The organism is Nostoc sp. (genome assembly GCF_036919555.1).
Lineage (GTDB): Bacteria > Cyanobacteriota > Cyanobacteriia > Cyanobacteriales > Nostocaceae > Nostoc.
In genome coordinates, this window is the sequence record NZ_JBALCS010000058.1 from 1 (window position 1) to 15,951 (window position 15,951).

At 41.8% G+C, this 15,951-nt stretch carries 17 protein-coding genes and 1 pseudogene; 9 read left to right on the plus strand and 9 right to left on the minus strand.

What is annotated here, in order from left to right; all coding sequences use genetic code 11:
* The first annotated feature begins 99 nt into the window (after positions 1 to 99).
* Entirely contained in the window at positions 100 to 381 is a 282-nt protein-coding gene (locus V7K36_RS17240; RefSeq protein ID WP_335117775.1) for a protein rep, read from the plus strand.
* Between the two features lie 55 nt (positions 382 to 436).
* Here V7K36_RS17240 and V7K36_RS17245 read toward each other — a convergent pair whose 3' ends face one another.
* The 4 genes from V7K36_RS17245 to pdxA form a co-directional block, all read right to left on the minus strand.
* Positions 437 to 940 carry a hypothetical protein gene (locus V7K36_RS17245; protein ID WP_335117688.1) on the minus strand — a complete coding sequence of 168 codons (504 nt, stop codon included), beginning with the start codon at positions 938 to 940 and terminating at the stop codon, positions 437 to 439.
* A 578-nt stretch (positions 941 to 1,518) separates the two neighbouring features.
* Positions 1,519 to 1,752, minus strand: a complete 234-nt coding sequence (locus V7K36_RS17250) for a hypothetical protein (protein ID WP_335117691.1) — start codon at positions 1,750 to 1,752, stop codon at positions 1,519 to 1,521.
* Between the two features lie 8 nt (positions 1,753 to 1,760).
* On the minus strand, positions 1,761 to 1,991 hold the full coding sequence (locus V7K36_RS17255) for a hypothetical protein (protein ID WP_335117693.1): 231 nt from the start codon (positions 1,989 to 1,991) through the stop codon (positions 1,761 to 1,763).
* A gap of 39 nt (positions 1,992 to 2,030) precedes the next feature.
* Positions 2,031 to 3,122 (minus strand): 4-hydroxythreonine-4-phosphate dehydrogenase PdxA, encoded by a 1,092-nt coding sequence (gene pdxA, locus V7K36_RS17260; protein ID WP_335117695.1) that lies wholly within the window; start codon positions 3,120 to 3,122, stop codon positions 2,031 to 2,033.
* Between the two features lie 207 nt (positions 3,123 to 3,329).
* Between pdxA and petM the strand changes: the two genes are divergently transcribed.
* From petM to V7K36_RS17295, 7 genes are all read left to right on the plus strand, one after another.
* Positions 3,330 to 3,434, plus strand: a complete 105-nt coding sequence (gene petM, locus V7K36_RS17265) for a cytochrome b6-f complex subunit PetM (protein ID WP_334830765.1) — start codon at positions 3,330 to 3,332, stop codon at positions 3,432 to 3,434.
* Between the two features lie 306 nt (positions 3,435 to 3,740).
* Entirely contained in the window at positions 3,741 to 4,739 is a 999-nt protein-coding gene (locus V7K36_RS17270; protein ID WP_334830764.1) for an SDR family oxidoreductase, read from the plus strand.
* Between the two features lie 130 nt (positions 4,740 to 4,869).
* Positions 4,870 to 5,787, plus strand: coding sequence for an NAD(+) kinase (locus tag V7K36_RS17275; protein WP_335100100.1), 918 nt, complete (start codon positions 4,870 to 4,872; stop codon positions 5,785 to 5,787).
* 9 nt (positions 5,788 to 5,796) lie between these two features.
* The gene (locus V7K36_RS17280; protein ID WP_335117697.1) at positions 5,797 to 5,973 is read left to right on the plus strand and encodes a hypothetical protein; all 177 of its coding nucleotides are present in this window, start codon (positions 5,797 to 5,799) and stop codon (positions 5,971 to 5,973) included.
* 137 nt (positions 5,974 to 6,110) lie between these two features.
* Positions 6,111 to 6,797, plus strand: coding sequence for a response regulator transcription factor NblR (gene nblR, locus V7K36_RS17285; protein WP_334830759.1), 687 nt, complete (start codon positions 6,111 to 6,113; stop codon positions 6,795 to 6,797).
* A 99-nt stretch (positions 6,798 to 6,896) separates the two neighbouring features.
* Entirely contained in the window at positions 6,897 to 7,397 is a 501-nt protein-coding gene (locus tag V7K36_RS17290; RefSeq protein ID WP_335117699.1) for a DUF192 domain-containing protein, read from the plus strand.
* 516 nt (positions 7,398 to 7,913) lie between these two features.
* Positions 7,914 to 8,141 carry a DUF2949 domain-containing protein gene (locus V7K36_RS17295; RefSeq protein WP_334830755.1) on the plus strand — a complete coding sequence of 76 codons (228 nt, stop codon included), beginning with the start codon at positions 7,914 to 7,916 and terminating at the stop codon, positions 8,139 to 8,141.
* A gap of 151 nt (positions 8,142 to 8,292) precedes the next feature.
* On the opposite strand, the gene V7K36_RS17300 is transcribed toward V7K36_RS17295, so the two are convergent.
* Positions 8,293 to 9,447: a pyridoxal-phosphate-dependent aminotransferase family protein gene (locus V7K36_RS17300; RefSeq protein ID WP_335117701.1), complete on the minus strand. Its 1,155-nt coding sequence runs from the start codon at positions 9,445 to 9,447 to the stop codon at positions 8,293 to 8,295.
* 603 nt (positions 9,448 to 10,050) lie between these two features.
* On the opposite strand from V7K36_RS17300, the gene V7K36_RS17305 reads away from it, so the two are divergent.
* Complete coding sequence (locus V7K36_RS17305) at positions 10,051 to 10,227, plus strand: hypothetical protein (protein WP_335117703.1); 177 nt, start codon at positions 10,051 to 10,053, stop codon at positions 10,225 to 10,227.
* A gap of 469 nt (positions 10,228 to 10,696) precedes the next feature.
* On the opposite strand, the gene V7K36_RS17310 is transcribed toward V7K36_RS17305, so the two are convergent.
* The 4 genes and pseudogenes from V7K36_RS17310 to V7K36_RS17325 form a co-directional block, all read right to left on the minus strand.
* A complete protein-coding gene (locus V7K36_RS17310) occupies positions 10,697 to 11,038 on the minus strand; it encodes a DUF5615 family PIN-like protein (RefSeq protein ID WP_335117705.1) in 342 nt (113 codons plus the stop codon).
* Positions 11,039 to 11,104: 66 nt separating this feature from the next.
* Entirely contained in the window at positions 11,105 to 11,368 is a 264-nt protein-coding gene (locus V7K36_RS17315; protein WP_442948476.1) for a DUF433 domain-containing protein, read from the minus strand.
* 390 nt (positions 11,369 to 11,758) lie between these two features.
* Positions 11,759 to 14,398, minus strand: coding sequence for a leucine--tRNA ligase (leuS, locus tag V7K36_RS17320; RefSeq protein WP_335117707.1), 2,640 nt, complete (start codon positions 14,396 to 14,398; stop codon positions 11,759 to 11,761).
* An 849-nt stretch (positions 14,399 to 15,247) separates the two neighbouring features.
* Positions 15,248 to 15,866 (minus strand): annotated as a pseudogene (locus V7K36_RS17325) (Uma2 family endonuclease).
* Positions 15,867 to 15,951: the final 85 nt, after the last annotated feature.

A 15,951-nucleotide genomic window follows, 5' to 3' on the forward strand; every position in this document is an offset into this window, starting at 1 on the left:
CTTTAATAAAACAATGGCTAAACCTTTTAAGTGGACTTACAAGGGTAAAGTCCTGGCTATCTAATAGTCTGTTTATTTCCGCCAAGCTGTACTAGCGCGATCGCAAAGCATCATAACCCTTCACTACTCATCTCAGAAATTCTCAAGTATCAGGTGAAAGAGTCAGATTTAGTGGGTGATAGAGAATGGTTTTTAGAGCTAACCCGTCAACTGCATAAAACCAGAGCGATCGCTGTTGGGGGTATACTCAGGCAGTATATGCGCGAATTAGAAGAGAAAAACCAAGACCTCATTGATGAAAGTGAAGAGATGGATGAGGTGGATGGGGAAAGTTTGTATTTCCGATGGGAGCGCAAGTTACAAAGATTTAATATAGAGTGACATCAGCGATACTAAAACAGCCTCATAATCCTTACATTAAAAGGACTATATAAGTTTAGAACCGTAGAGACTGTGGTTTAATCCGGCGAAAGGACAAAGACCAGCGATCAGATACAACCGGAAGTAGTTCATGGTGAAGATTAGAATAAAACTTGATAACCTGACCATGTTCAAGGTGATATTCGTTACTATACCCTTGAGTATCAATGCGGAAAGTAGCACGTCCAATATTGACTAATGCTACTAGAGGTTCAAAAACGGGGTGGTCACGGTGTCGTTTCATGCCAACACCTGGAGGATAATGGCAGAGTAAGGCAGAATTCCATCCTGGAAAAATGCGATCGCCAAGTCGATTAACCGTCTCATCCCAATGTCCTTTCTTAATTACGGCAGGGTGTACTAGTATTACCCCATCTCCAAACCATTTGTGAGTTCGATCAAAAGCAATCTTACTAGAACGCATTGAATTCATGTCAGATTGATGATTGTTGGGCAAGTCATCAAGACTTTTAAGATCGCAACCAAAGTCTTCAATAGTTTTAATTTCAGCTAAATCCATTATTAACTCCTGAAAATTTTAACTCTGCAAATCAAACTAATTACACCTCCCTATCCACGCGAAGCGTTCAGAAAAAAATATTTAAAATCTATTCCACTCCACGACTATTGGAGTACAACTCTTTATTTCTTTTCCTCATTCCCTCTAGGCGTTAGCCTATTCTTTATTTCTTCAGCGCGAAGCGTTCAGAAAAAATATTTAAAGTCTATTCCACTCCACGACTATTGGAGTACAACTCTTTATTTCTTTTCCTCATTTACTTTAGGTGTTAGCCTCTTTTTTCTCTAAGCACAAAAGCACAAAAAAATAAATACCAGTCGCCTGAAAAACAGATGACTGGTATTTATAAATTGCCTTTACTTGAAGCTAATAAATAGCTTCGATGATAAAGTTATAATAATTCAAGGCAGCTTTGGTGATGAGTAGCAGCTATTTTTTGAAATAGATTTTAGAGTCATTGCAACGAATAATTAAATTTTAACAAAGTTTGGGGTTCAAATCCCCAGAAGCTCTCTACGAGACGCTAGAAGCGAACGCGGACTCGCTAATGCAAAACTTAATTACGAATTACGAATTATTTAACTAGCTAGAGAAAAAGCTTCTGCAACCGCTTTTGGTAATTCAATCAATACAAAATAATTGCTAGGATATAAATAGTCTTCACCTGATTCATCAATAACTCTAATCATTCGGTGCTTAACAGCATCAGAATCAGGAACAGTCTGGTAAACTTTCCGAATTTCTAAAGAAGCATGATAATCTTTGTTGCTAATGCAAACAACATATTGAGTTTCTGTGTTCGCTGACTGCATAACGACTCCTATAGAAAGCGTTTTATTTTAATTTCTTTCTTACCAATTCCGTGGGCTTCATACCAGTGTAACTCAGTTTCATAAATGCTTCCGTCGTCTAAGCTAATGGTTGCAAAGCCTTTAAGTTTCCGCCACCGTACTGAACCATAAGTTTTACGCAAGCGTTCTAGTTCACGAATGGAGTTACCAACAGCAATTATTTCAATATTGGTGATGTCTCCGATAATTTCAAAATTCAAGTAAGCATTACTCCGAGTAAATATTGCAACAAAGAACTTTTAACCACAACCCACCGCCAATCTTCGACTAACCAACTCAGCTGCTAAATGTATTGCTGCCTTCATACTCGTAGCATCAGCAATTCCCTTACCTGCAATATCAAACGCTGTTCCATGATCTGGTGAAGTCCGAACGAAAGGAAGACCTATAGAAGTATTAACTGCCCGATCAAACGCCATCAACTTCACAGGAATTAAGCCTTGGTCGTGGTAAAGTGCTAGATAAGCATCAGCAGGATTTTGTACTAAAGAATTTCCATACCAAGCTTGACCAGGTTTAACCCACATCGTATCTGGCGGTATCGGCCCATCTAGCTGCAATTGTGGTCGTTTTTCCCGCTCTTGCTCTAACCAGGGAATTAACCAATCCTGTTCTTCATGTCCAAGTTGTCCCTGTTCGCCACTGTGGGGATTCAACCCGGCGATCGCAATTCTCCCATTTTCTATACCAAAATCTTTCTCCAAACACTCCACCAGCAAATCTAATTTCTGTGTCAACAACTGCGGTGTCAATGTATCGGCTACTTGACGTAGGGGAATATGTGTGGTGGCTAGTAAGGTGCGGAATGTCCAATTAGTATGGGGCGATCGCGCTACAAATAACATCCCAAAACGGTCAACACCTGATTTTTGTGCCAAAAGTTCAGTTTGCCCTGGATAATTATACCCGGCGGTTTTCCAAGCAGATTTAGCGATCGGCCCGGTGACAATAGCATCAAATTTACCAGCGAGTGCTTGAGCGATCGCAGATTCCATATACGCAAAACTAGCCGCACCACTCGCCGCATTACCTATTCCTGGGATAATTTCAGCTTTAATTTTCCCATCCAACTCCACATCGATGACTGATAACTCGTCTGGATTTGCCAAAGGTGCTAAATTCTCAGTTAAATTCAATTTGCGATAAATTTGTACCAGCAAATCCCCATTACCCACCAGTGTAACGTCATATTTTTTACTAATTTCTGCATCTGCTAAAGCTTTCAAAATCACCTCCGGCCCAATCCCCGCCGGATCTCCCAGCGTCAGCGCCAAACGCGGACGATTCTCTTTGCTAAAATTTATTAAATTACCTTGATTCTTTTGGTACATAAAATTTCTTCATAATTATTATCATCAAATTTTCCTAATTTCCCCATCTTCGCTTCTCTCAACAGTAGGGATTGCCTCCCAAACCAGTAGGGATTACCTGCTAAACTAGTTTAAAATTATTTACACAGGTCTAATCCTACAGCAACTATTGAAAAGCTTCTGGTAGACCTAGTTTACACACCACTTTGCATAAGGAGAATCACACCAATGGGCGGCGAAATTTTGAATGCAGCTCTATTATCCTTCGGTTTAATCTTCGTGGGCTGGGCTTTAGGCGCGTTGTTACTGAAAATTCAAGGCTCAGAAGAATAATTGAGTGCTGAGTTAGGAGAGACGCGATTAATCGCGTCTGTACAGGAGTTAAGAATTATTATTCTCCCCATTCCCCATTGCCCCTAATCCCCACTCCCTTTTTTGATGGAAAAGTTCTGTTCGCCCCAAGTCGGCGTTCATACTTTTCGCTAACTGGGAAAAAAGCTTGTCCGTTAACCGGACAGTGATTTTCCCATGAGTCTATCCAAATAAATAGATTTTCTGAGAAAAGATGTAAAGTTTTGTTTGCATAGGTTATCCTGATAACATTCTTTTCATAAAACATTAAAATTTATTACAACCCTCATGACATTATTAATCATCGGTGCCACTGGCACATTAGGAAGACAAGTGGCTCGTCGTGCAATCGATGAAGGATATAAAGTACGCTGCCTCGTGCGGAGTAGCAAAAAAGCAGCTTTTCTCAAAGAATGGGGTGCAGAACTGGTACCAGGAAATTTGCGTTATCCCGAAAGCCTAGCGGAAGCTTTAGTTGGTGTAACCCAAGTTATTGATGCATCAACATCTCGCCCTACAGATTCACTGAGTATCAAACAAGTGGACTGGGACGGCAAAGTAGCATTAATTCAAGCAGCAATTGCAGCAGGTGTAGAGCGTTTTATCTTCTTTTCAATTTTGGATGCCGATAAATACCCAGAAGTACCGCTAATGGAAATTAAGCGATGTACAGAACTATTCTTAGCTGAGTCAGGCTTGAATTATACCATTTTGCGGCTAGCTGGTTTTATGCAAGGGTTAATCGGTCAGTATGGGATTCCGATTTTGGAAGCACAGCCAGTTTGGGTAACTGGTAATTCTTCTCCCATCGCCTATATGGATACTCAGGACGTTGCGAAGTTTGCAATCCGTGCATTGAGTGTGCCGGAAACGGAAAATCAAGCTTTTCCTGTAGTCGGTACTCGTGCATGGAGTGCAGAAGAAATTATCAACCTGTGCGAACGCTTATCTGGAAAAGATGCCAGGGTAACGCGGATGCCAATAAACTTACTGCGTGCTGTGCGGGGCTTAATGCGGTTCTTTCAGTGGGGATGGAACGTTGCGGACAGGCTAGCGTTTACAGAAGTTTTGGCTAGTGGTAAACAATTAAATGCCTCAATGGATGAAGTATACACAGTTTTTGGCTTAGATCAGCAACAAACCACAACCCTAGAAAGCTATCTACAAGAGTACTTCAGCCGAATCATGAAGAAGCTCAAAGAGTTAGACTACCAGAAAAATAAAAGCAAGAAGCAGAAACCTAAAAAAACTCCTTTTAAACAGTCTTCAAAAGTCAATAGTCAATAGTCATTACAAAACAGCCATTAGTCATTAAACTCTAGATTCTGGACATTTGACTCTAGATTTATGACTAGATGACCAAAAATGTGTAAGGATTACATAATACAGAGCATCGCCTAAATTTGGATATTTGAGTGTGCCGAAAGCAGGCATTATCTACAATGACATTAAACCGATAGCGGGTCGCGTCGCTATCGAGTTGAAAGACAAGCTAACCGCAGCCGGTTGGAATGTATGTATCACATCTAGTATCGGTGGAATACTGGGCTACTCTACGCCTGAGAGTCCTGTGTGCCACACTCCCATTGACGGTCTGACGCCTCCTGGTTTTGATTCAGATATGAAGTTTGCAGTGGTATTAGGGGGAGACGGCACTGTTTTAGCAGCGTCTCGTCAAGTAGCCCCCTGTGGTATTCCACTGCTCACAGTGAATACCGGCCACATGGGATTTTTGACAGAAACTTTCTTGAATCAATTGCCCCAAGCACTAGAACAGGCGATGGCGGGTGAGTATGAAATTGAAGAACGAGCTATGCTCACCGTCAAAGTGTTTCGGGGAGATTCAGTACTGTGGGAAGCCCTCTGCTTGAATGAAATGGTGCTGCACCGGGAACCTTTGACCTCTATGTGCCATTTTGAAATTGCCATAGGGCGTCATGCGCCAGTAGATATTGCGGCGGATGGTGTGATTGTTTCTACGCCTACTGGTTCTACAGCTTACTCATTGAGTGCTGGTGGTCCAGTGGTAACTCCTGGCGTACCTGTTTTACAGCTAGTACCCATTTGTCCTCATTCCCTAGCTTCTAGAGCATTGGTATTTCCAGATACCGAATCGGTGAATATCTACCCAGTAAATATTCCTCGGCTGGTGATGGTGGTAGATGGTAATGGCGGGTGCTATATCCTACCAGAGGATAGAGTTTATATGGAGCGATCGCAATATAGTGTGCGATTTATCCGCTTGCAACCGCCTGAGTTTTTCCGAATTTTGCGAGAAAAATTAGGTTGGGGTTTACCGCATATCGCCAAACCAACTTCGGTAGAATTGCCGTAGGTATTGGGCATGGGGCATGGGGCATGGGGCATGGGGCATGGGAAAGAATTTTCTGTTTGTTCACTTGCCTTTTTAACAATGCCAAATGCCCAGTTTGGTGATTTCCTTCCACAACTACTGCTGTATGGATGGTATTTGGAGGTAGTTATTAAGATTGCATTGGAGAATTCGATGGCTGACACCTGAACGTGCTAAAAGATTCTTAGCAGCGTAGTCAAATCAGGATTGCTCCATCACTAAAAACTCGTAATTGCACTTTTAACTGATGTAAAGATTTTCTCTGGAATATCTTTACAACCCCAAATCCAATATCTCAAATTGTTATGACAGTTGCTCAAAGTCCATGTGTTTTGGTGATTGAAACCGATGAGAGCCTAGCAAATCAGCTTTCTTGCGATTTGCAAGAAGCCGGCTATGAATCAATTTTGGCTCATGATGCGACCAGTGGCTTACAACACTGTCGCGATCGCCAGCCTGCTTTAATTGTTTTAGACCGGATGCTAGCAGGAGAATCAGGACTCTCATTGTGCAAAAATCTGAGAAGCACTGGCCTGCGATCGCCTGTGTTGATTTTAATGGCAAGGGATACAGTTGATGATCGGGTAGCTTGTCTAGAAGCTGGAGCCGATGATTACATCCTCAAGCCTTACCGCTCAGAAGACTTTTTGAAGTTGATTCGCCTCTACTTAAAACCCGATTTAGATACCACGGAGCAGTTACGCTTTGGGGATTTAATTTTAGACATAGCAACTCGCCGTGCTATACACAACGGACGGACAATTGATTTGACAATGAAGGAATTTGAACTATTAAAATTCCTCATGGAACATCCTCGTGAGGTGTTAACCCGCGAACAAATTCTAGAAAATGTTTGGGGTTACGACTTTCTGGGTGAGTCGAATGTAATTGAGGTGTACATCCGTTACTTGCGGTTAAAAATTGAAGATGAAGGTCAAAAGCGCCTTATTCAGACAGTGCGCGGTGTCGGCTACGTTTTAAGAGAATCTTAGAGACATTTCATCAAACGTCTCTACAAGCTGGTCTATTCAAATACAAATCGGCGTAAATTCTGTAAAATTGAAATCTAAATTACAAAATCAAAAAACTATATGACTTGTCGGCTAAGTTTGCTCTCGATGTTGCTGAGTATATTTCTGATGGGCTGTTCTGCGCCAACAACAGCTAAACCTCCCACCCCCACCTCTGCTTCTCAAACTCCAGCACCTTTAGGTCAAACACTACCAATTTCTGCTAAAGCTATTGTTCCTAATGGCACAAAGATTCAATTAGAGGTCGCGCAGACCCCAGAACAGCAAGCGATGGGGTTGATGTATCGACCAGCTTTGCCTGATGACCGAGGGATGCTGTTTGGCTTCCCTTCAGCACAATCAGTCAGTTTCTGGATGAAGAATGTACCTGTGTCCTTGGATATGGTATTTTTACATAACGGTGTAGTTAAATATATTCAGGCTGCTGCACCTCCTTGTGCAAGTGAGCCTTGTCCTACCTATGGTTCCAATACACCAATCGATAAGGTGATTGAACTTCGCTCTGGAAGAGCTGCCGAATTGAAGTTGAAAGTGGGTGATATTGTCAAAATTGAGTTTTGAGACTTCGGACCTTTGCGGGGATAAAGATTTGGGTGGTTTCTCTGTTGAGAGCCTGTACTATCGAAATCTATATTTTTTTTGTAAAAAATATCACGTATTGTGGTAAAAAGTCATCTGTAACGCTACCATTTAAAAACTGTGGTAATAATCTAAAATTCTACTGTCTCCAACCTGAAATCGCGGTCTTAAGGTTTGGTTGCAAAAATATTCCCTTGGGCGCAAGTGTAAATAGTCGCCAATAAGAGAGTATAGGCTATGGAATCTTTGTTACTACATGTGTAATTAAATAAGGCACAAAAGTAAACAAGATGAAGCCAGCTTAACTAAATAAAAATACTGCTTAAGAAGCGAGCAGATGATTTGTACGAAAATTTCTATTTCTCAGACCCTTTATCAAAAGCCTTTACTAAAGGCCGATCAAAAAAACTGTGCTAAGCTGTATAGCCGATAACGGCACAGTGACAGATGAAATACTGACTACTGGCTACTGGCTACCGAGCAATGGTGAACTGATATATGACAATACATTCTCTACAAGGAGGTGAGATACAAATGTCACCATCAAAATATTCTCGAATGATTCATTTTTTACAAGAAGATTTGGCAATTTCCACAGCATCACTGGCGGTGGCGCTTCGCCATCGGGAGCAAGATCCAGGCCCTTTGGCAATGATTCTTTGGCAGTATGGGTTGATTACTCTAGAGCAGTTAGAAAAAATTTATGATTGGCTAGAGACAGCATAGGTAAGCATTCAAAATTCAAAATTCAAAATGGGGAAACCCAATCGTGCTAGCCTCTTAGCTATTGATTGTATGCAAATTAATAAGATTAGCTTATCAACTCGCACTTTTGATTTAGTGCTGAGTATAAATAACAATACTGAGCACTCGGTACTCAGGACTGACTAAACACTCTAACTGCTGCTGCTATACCAGATCCAGGGGTAAAGCCTTCGTAGCCAAGTTCTGTTAGGGTAACTTCTAAGGATGCTATACAGCTGAGGATATCGCGATCGCTCACAAAACCCAAGTGACCAATGCGGAAAATCTTATTACTCAAATGGTCTTGACCACCTGCAAGGGCAATATCAAAGCGTTTTTTCATCAATGACCGAATCTTATCCGGTTCAATTCCCTGTGGTGCTACAGCTGTAATCGCCGGACTAGCGGAACTATCTGCTGCAAACAAGGGTAAATTTAACCCTTGAATACCTGCGCGGGTAGCATTCTTGAGCCGTTCGTGTCGATCAAATATTGACTCCAAACCTTCCTCTTTCATGATTCGTAACGTGGTGTGCAACGCTACAATCAGGTTCACAGGCGGAGTAAATGGAGTTGTATTTTTGGCTGTGGCTTTGCGATATTTGCCTAAGTCCAAATAATATTTTGGTAGCTTCGCAGTTTTGTAAGCTTCCCAAGCTTTGGGGCTGACAGAGACAAAACCCAATCCTGGCGGAATCATATAACCTTTTTGGGAACCGGAGGCGACTACATCCAAACCCCAAGCATCCACGGGTAGATTGAACGCACCCAAGCTCGTCACGGCATCAACGATAATTAAAGCTTCACCGTGTTCTTTGACGTGGCGGTTGATGGCTTCTAGGTCATTCAACACACCCGTCGAGGTTTCGCTGTGGGTAATGATTACGGCTTTGATTTGCTTTTGAGTATCTGCTTGGAGTTTTTCGGCAAATACTGCGGGGTCTAAGGGTTTTCCCCATTCCACCTTAACTTCTTCTACATTTAAACCGTAGGCTTGACCAACTTCTACCCAGCGTTCGCCAAATTTACCATTAGAACCAACTAAAATGCGATCGCCCCGAGAGAGAAAATTAATTATTGCGGCTTCTACAGCACCCGTACCACTGACATTCAGCGTCAGCACATCACTTTGGGTTTGGTGCAGCCACTTGAGGTTTTCCGTCACCTCTGCCAATATGTTGCTAAATTCACTAGTACGGTGTCCAATCGGATGCTTGGCTAATGCCAGTAACGCAGCTTCTGGCACCGGGGTTGGGCCTGGAATCATCAGCATCAGCTTATCGTTCATGTGTGTATCCTAAAAGTCAAATAAAAGTCAAAATTGTGGGAAGTTGGTTAAGTCTGGTAGAAAATCTTAGATATTCATCTACAAATTCCACTCAGTTTGTCACCAGCCTTGTTGTATATTTTCCAAATCTATAGGAAAAGTATCGTGGGAGTTAATCATCGGTCAGCTTGACCTTTGCAATTTATACGAGACTCGAACTCAGATGAAACCTCTGTTCTAGGCAATCTTACCACATACTTAGATACCAGGTTAGGGTGTCTGCTCGTAGGGAAGTGACTATTTTAGCTAATGGTGAAGCGTCTATCTAGACTCTCGCAATTTTAGGTACTGGTATGATGAATTCTTAAATCTTACCCATAATCTGCTTCTGTTTTTTTTATAGAAACACGCGAAATCCTTTTCAATATCGCGGGAATCGTCGGTGAGAAAGCTGCGTTTTGCTTCAACGAAGGAAGTAACGGCCTACATTATGCCCAAGAGTAAGATGACACCGTTTGTTAAGAGATAGAAGATACCCAAACCAAAGTTTTCAATCTGTTTGGGTCGAAGATTGGTGATTGGGTTGCCATTCTCTAAAGAATACCTCCATCTATGGAGTCGGTGATGATTTATTTCAGTCAAAATCGCTTCAATGCTAATACTCAAGACTTCTCTGGCTTACTAGATGGCGATTCTCTATTGATGGTTTATGGTTTATTTGCCGCCGAAGTTGAGATATTTATGCTACTAATTGCTGCACATTGTGAAACTACACTTAGAGGTCGGCGATGCCTACGCTAAGAAACTATAATTTTTTATACTATACTTACAAAATTGCTACAATCGTGCTTAGTTTTGTTAGTTACCATTCACGATGAGTCGTTTTTAACTAGTGTTCAGTTCATAAACTGTCACTCACCAGATCCCCGGTATTCTTGCAAAAGAGATATTCTTAGTTAGTGCAAGGAGTGATACCATTTCACCACATGTTTGTCACAAGTTATCCCCGCAATGCTCTCTCCTAAGGGAGTGTTGCAGATTTCAAATGTTACATCAAACGAGTGAGCTGGTATAAGCTTTTACGGGAAAGCGCTTGAGTGAGCAAAACTCTCAAGCGCATTTTCGTGTATAAATAAAACAGTCATACTCACTGGATGATCATACAGATGTTTTTAAATACACATCAACCAGAGAAGGAAACTACTGTTACAATACTTCTTGCAACAGATGCTTTATGACTTTAGTATACGTGTGTTCCATCAAAACCTTTTTAAGTGACTGGACGTACCACACGAATTAGTTTTCCTTGTAACGGTTCTTCTGCTGTCACAGCCGTATCTATGCGTGCTGCAAACTGTTCCCAATTACGATTGTTCGTGCAAACAATAATATCGAAGTGCTTATAATCACGACGATGCAAAGGGATAAAATCAACTCTATTGATAGTTAATATTGAGCGTTCTTGACTTATGGCAAATGCTAGCACTTCCTCATCAGGTATACCTTGGTCTGCATTTTCTGCTTCTTGAACTGTCAAAACATCATGCCCCAAAGCGCGTAATAATTCCACAACTGGAAAGGGAAACTGTTCATCTGCATAAAACCGTACCATCGACTAGGCTACCTGATTACGCTCAATTGCTAATTCGATTTCATCGGGATGAGCTTCTGCATATACTCAAGCATTAGCTAAATCTATAGCTGTAATAGTTGGATAGCTCGTCAAAAGGTCAGCATCACTATATCCAAGACGGCGAGCTTCCACAAATACCCAGACGGGAATACGAGTTTTAGTGATGCGAGCCTCTCCACCACAGACTCTAGGAGTTTTCTCAATTCCTTGCCAATTGTTGCCGAGACTTTGAGCAAGTAACTGTATAGCCTGCAATTTTTCACCATGACTGAGGGCAAGAAGTTGTTGTTCTAACTCTTTGAATGTCACGCATGTAAATCCTCTGATGTTTTGTCAAGCTACATTTACAATTTTATTTTCGGCCATAAGTAGTACCAGCAAAGCGATCGCACAAACACAAATGCTACCATTTTGCGTGAAGCGCTTTCTTCGAGCGATCGCATAGCTGCAACCTAAATAAACGCTTGACAGACTACTAGCCGAGTCTCAACCAAAAACGATAACCGCGATCGCTTCAACTCAATTCTCAGCGTCCCTCTGCGCTTCCCTCTGCGACGGCAGTCGCTCATGGGGAGCCACTGCGGTGGACGAGTTCCCCGGCATAAAGCAAGTGGCGTGGAAACCCCCAAGACTGCGCTGCCTTCCCTTTGCGTTTAAATTTCAACCCTCAATTCGCCACGATTTTAGGCAAAGCTGTACTTAGCTGATTACAAAATTCACCAACTTTCCAGGCACCACAATGACCTTTTTGATCTCTTTACCCTCAATGTAACGCTGGGCAATTTCTGATTCACGGGCATATTTCTCCAACGCTGCTTTATCTGCTTGTGCTGGTACTTGAATCGAGCCGCGAGTTTTACCCATAATTTGAATCACTAAAGTGATTTCATCAGCTATCAAAGCAACAGGGTCAAATGATGGCCAAGTTTGAGTGTGAACTGAATCACTTTTACCCAACAAATGCCACAATTCATCAGCAATGTGTGGTGCAAAGGGTGCTAGTAATACCACCAAAGTCCGAATACCTTCTGCATAAATTAGTGAATTTTTCGCGTCAGCATCAGTTAAGGCATTACTCAACTTCATCAATTCTGAAATAGCTGTGTTGAATTGATATTCGTCTTCCACGTCTTCCGTCACCGCTTGAATAGCCGTGTGAATCGCTCGCCGCAATTCCTTTTCTGTCTTAGTTAAATCAGATTGGGCTTTCTTACGAGATACCCCAGCCGCAATATAATCTGTCACCAAACGCCAAACCCGATTTAAAAAGCGGAATTGTCCTTCCACATCGGCTTCATCCCATTCCAGGTCTTTTTCTGGCGGCGCTTTGAACAAGATGAACATCCGCGCTGTATCTACACCGTATTTGGAAATTACATCTTCTGGTGCGACACCGTTACCCTTTGACTTAGACATGGTAGCGTAGAGACGTTGTAATGGTTCGCCTGTCTGAGGGTCACGGGGGTCAGCAGAATTTACCAGATTAGAAGGAATCCATTTATCTTTACCGCCCTTGTTGGGATTTAGGTAAGTTAAACCCTGTACCATACCTTGAGTTAACAGGCGTTGGAACGGTTCGTCAAAGTTCAGTAACCCTCTGTCCCGCAGAACCTTAGTAAAGAACCGCGAATACAACAAATGTAAAATCGCGTGTTCAATCCCACCTACGTACTGATCAACTGGCATCCAGTCGTTAATTTTACTCGAATCAAAAACCTGTTGTTCATTCTTAGCGTCAGGGAAACGCAAGAAATACCACGAGGAATCAATAAAAGTATCCATCGTATCAGTTTCCCGCTTCGCCGGAGTGCCACAAGTTGGACAAGGCACATTTACCCAGCTTTCTAACTGAGCCAAAGGTGAACCGCCACGTCCAGTAAATTCCACCTCTTCCGGCAACTGTACTGGCAAATCTTTATCAGGAACTGGCACTATCCCACAGTTGGGACAGTGAATTACAGGTATCGGTGCGCCCCAGTAACGCTGCCGCGAAATTAACCAATCCCGCAAGCGATATTGCACCCGCACTTTACCAAAACCTTGTTGTTCGGCGTATTCAATTATTGCTTGTTTCGCATCTGTGGAAGCAATACCAGTAAAAGCCCCAGAATTAATTAAAATTCCTGGTTCAGTGTATGCCCCGTTATAGTCAATTTGAATGAGTTGTGAGACTTGATCAATCTCTGATGTTGGAGTTAAGTTAAAACCTGCAACATCATCTGGGGAAGCGATGACAAAATCAATTGGCAAATCGTAATTTTTAGCAAACTTAAAATCTCGGACATCGTGTGCTGGTACACCCATCACTGCCCCAGTACCATACTCATACAGTACATAGTCAGCAATCCAAATAGGCACTTCTTCCCCTGTAAACGGGTTAATTGCCTTACCACCTGTGGGGATACCCCGCTTAGGTTTGTCTTCTGCGGTACGTTCCAACTCACTTTGATTGGAAACCTCTTTTATAAAGACTTCTACTGCCGCTTGTTGTTCTTTTGTGGTGACGCGCTTTGTTAAGGGATGTTCTGGTGCTAATACTAAGTAGCTGACACCATAAACTGTATCTGGACGTGTGGTGTATACGCCGATTTTTTCATCTATCCCAACGATGGGAAATTCTAGGTAAGCGCCTGTAGATTTACCAATCCAGTTTGCCTGCATCAATTTGACGCGTTCCGGCCAACCTGTCAACTTATCCAAGTCATTGAGCAATTCTTCGGCGTAATCAGTAATCTTAAAAAACCACTGCCGCAATAATTTGCGCTCAACTATTGCCCCACTGCGCCAAGAACGTCCTTCGTTATCAACTTGCTCATTTGCCAATACAGTTTGGTCAATGGGGTCCCAGTTTACAGCTGCTTCTTTTTGATAAGCTAACCCCGCTTGCAAAAACTGCAAGAAAATCCATTGTGTCCATTTGTAATAATCAGGTGAACAGGTGGCAAGTTCGCATTCCCAATCGATGGATAAACCAAGACGCTGCAATTGCTGCCGCATCTGGGCCATATTTTCATAAGTCCACTTTGCTGGAGGTACACCACGGTCAATGGCGGCATTTTCTGCTGGCAAGCCAAAGGCATCCCAACCCATTGGGTGTATTACTCGATACCCTTGCATTCGCTTGAGGCGGGCAATCACATCTGTAATCGTATAATTACGGACGTGACCCATGTGTAGGCTGCCCGATGGATAAGGGAACATAGATAAAGCGTAAAATTTTGGCTTGTTGCTAGCTATAGGTGTCTTATCTAAGCCAAGTTCTAGCCATGTTTTTTGCCATTTTTCCTCAATCGCTTCTGGGTTATATCTAGATAAATTAAAATTAGTACTTTCAGCCATCTTTATCTCTATAAATGAATGCTCAGATAATACTCGAAACACTTGTTGTCAGCATTTGAGTACGAACTACAACTTCTTATTATCTTCCGATCTCCCTTAGTTGCCTAAAGTTATTGAAATAATACTTTAAATCTAGCACAAGTCCTATACTATAAGCATCCTAGCCATTTTCCTCTAGAATGTATCCATTCTCACTATTCTCATTCCCTTATCATTAGCTGCTTCCAGGGCATTTTAGCCCACATTCCCCACCCCAACTGTCACACATCAAAAAAATATCAATCAAATAGTACAGAATAACTAGTAAGAACGAATATTTAAAGAGGCTTAATGTTAATAATTAGTATTAAGTGTAGTGACCGAGGAGAAGGGGGAGTTTTGTAATTAAGAACCAATAGGGACAAAAAGAGAAAAATACTCATGTTTAGAAAAATTAATTAATAATAAAAATAGAAATGAGATGATTGAAGCAGAAGTAGTGGAAAATTCTGTTGTTATGTTTGTTGAATATAAAAAAAATAAGACCTCTTGCAAAAGTCCCTAACACCCCACCCCCCTCCCCGCTCTTCGGGAGGGGAGCGTTTGCTTTACTCAAATGCGGGGTGGGGTTCTTAATTTTTGATTTATGCAAGAAGTCTATAGAATACTTGTCAAGCTTTAGGAAGCTTTTAGAGTTTTCTTCATAAAACTTTCCGGTATTTTTACTTTTTTAGCTAAACACGAAATATAAGGTTATTTTCCTGCTCGGACATCATTTGCAAATTCTTAACATTAGTCATCTCTTAATCCCTAAGTGTTAAGAAATACGATCGCCTGTCTTCACAAAGATTGACCTTGCGCGGTCGGTGGCTACGTTGGCAGACCTCCAGCTTGAAAAATCTGTTCGGCGGTTAAATTCAATTCTGGGAAAGTAGGCGAGACGATACGGGCATCGCCTCTAAATTTAGCAACTTGGTATTCACCATCGATTAATTGATAAATAGATATAGTAGGCTGTTTGGGGTTGCCAGTAAACTTTTTAGCGCCTAGACCGAGATAATCTACAACCCAGTATTCAGGAATTCCAATACCCTCATACTTACCCTGTTTTGTGTAGTAGTCGTCATCCCAATTGATGCTAACTACCTCAACTACTAAAGGAATTGATGCTGTAAGGCTTACAGTTGATTCTTTTTTCATAGCGGCTCATTCACTAAATTAGGACGATTTAATATCAGCACATCTGGGGAGTAGCCAGATTCCGACTTAGTTGGTTTAATAAGCGCAGTTTTGGGGATTGTATAAGGTAAATTTAATCGGTCAAATTCTACTGTTAGTTTTCTTGCTATAAACCAACGACGTCTTCATGGTCCCCCACTGGTTGTGCCATTTCAACAATCACGCCATCATATAATTCGTATCTTCCGCCTTCGGGCCGCCAAGCTGCAAAATCTTCAAAGGTTACTAGTTTAGGTATAGCTTGAGTCACAATTTATCGCCCCCAGTAGTCGTTTCCGTACTTCAAAGCCTTTTCTTTCTAAGTGTTCATAAGCTGTCAAAATCATTATAATTTT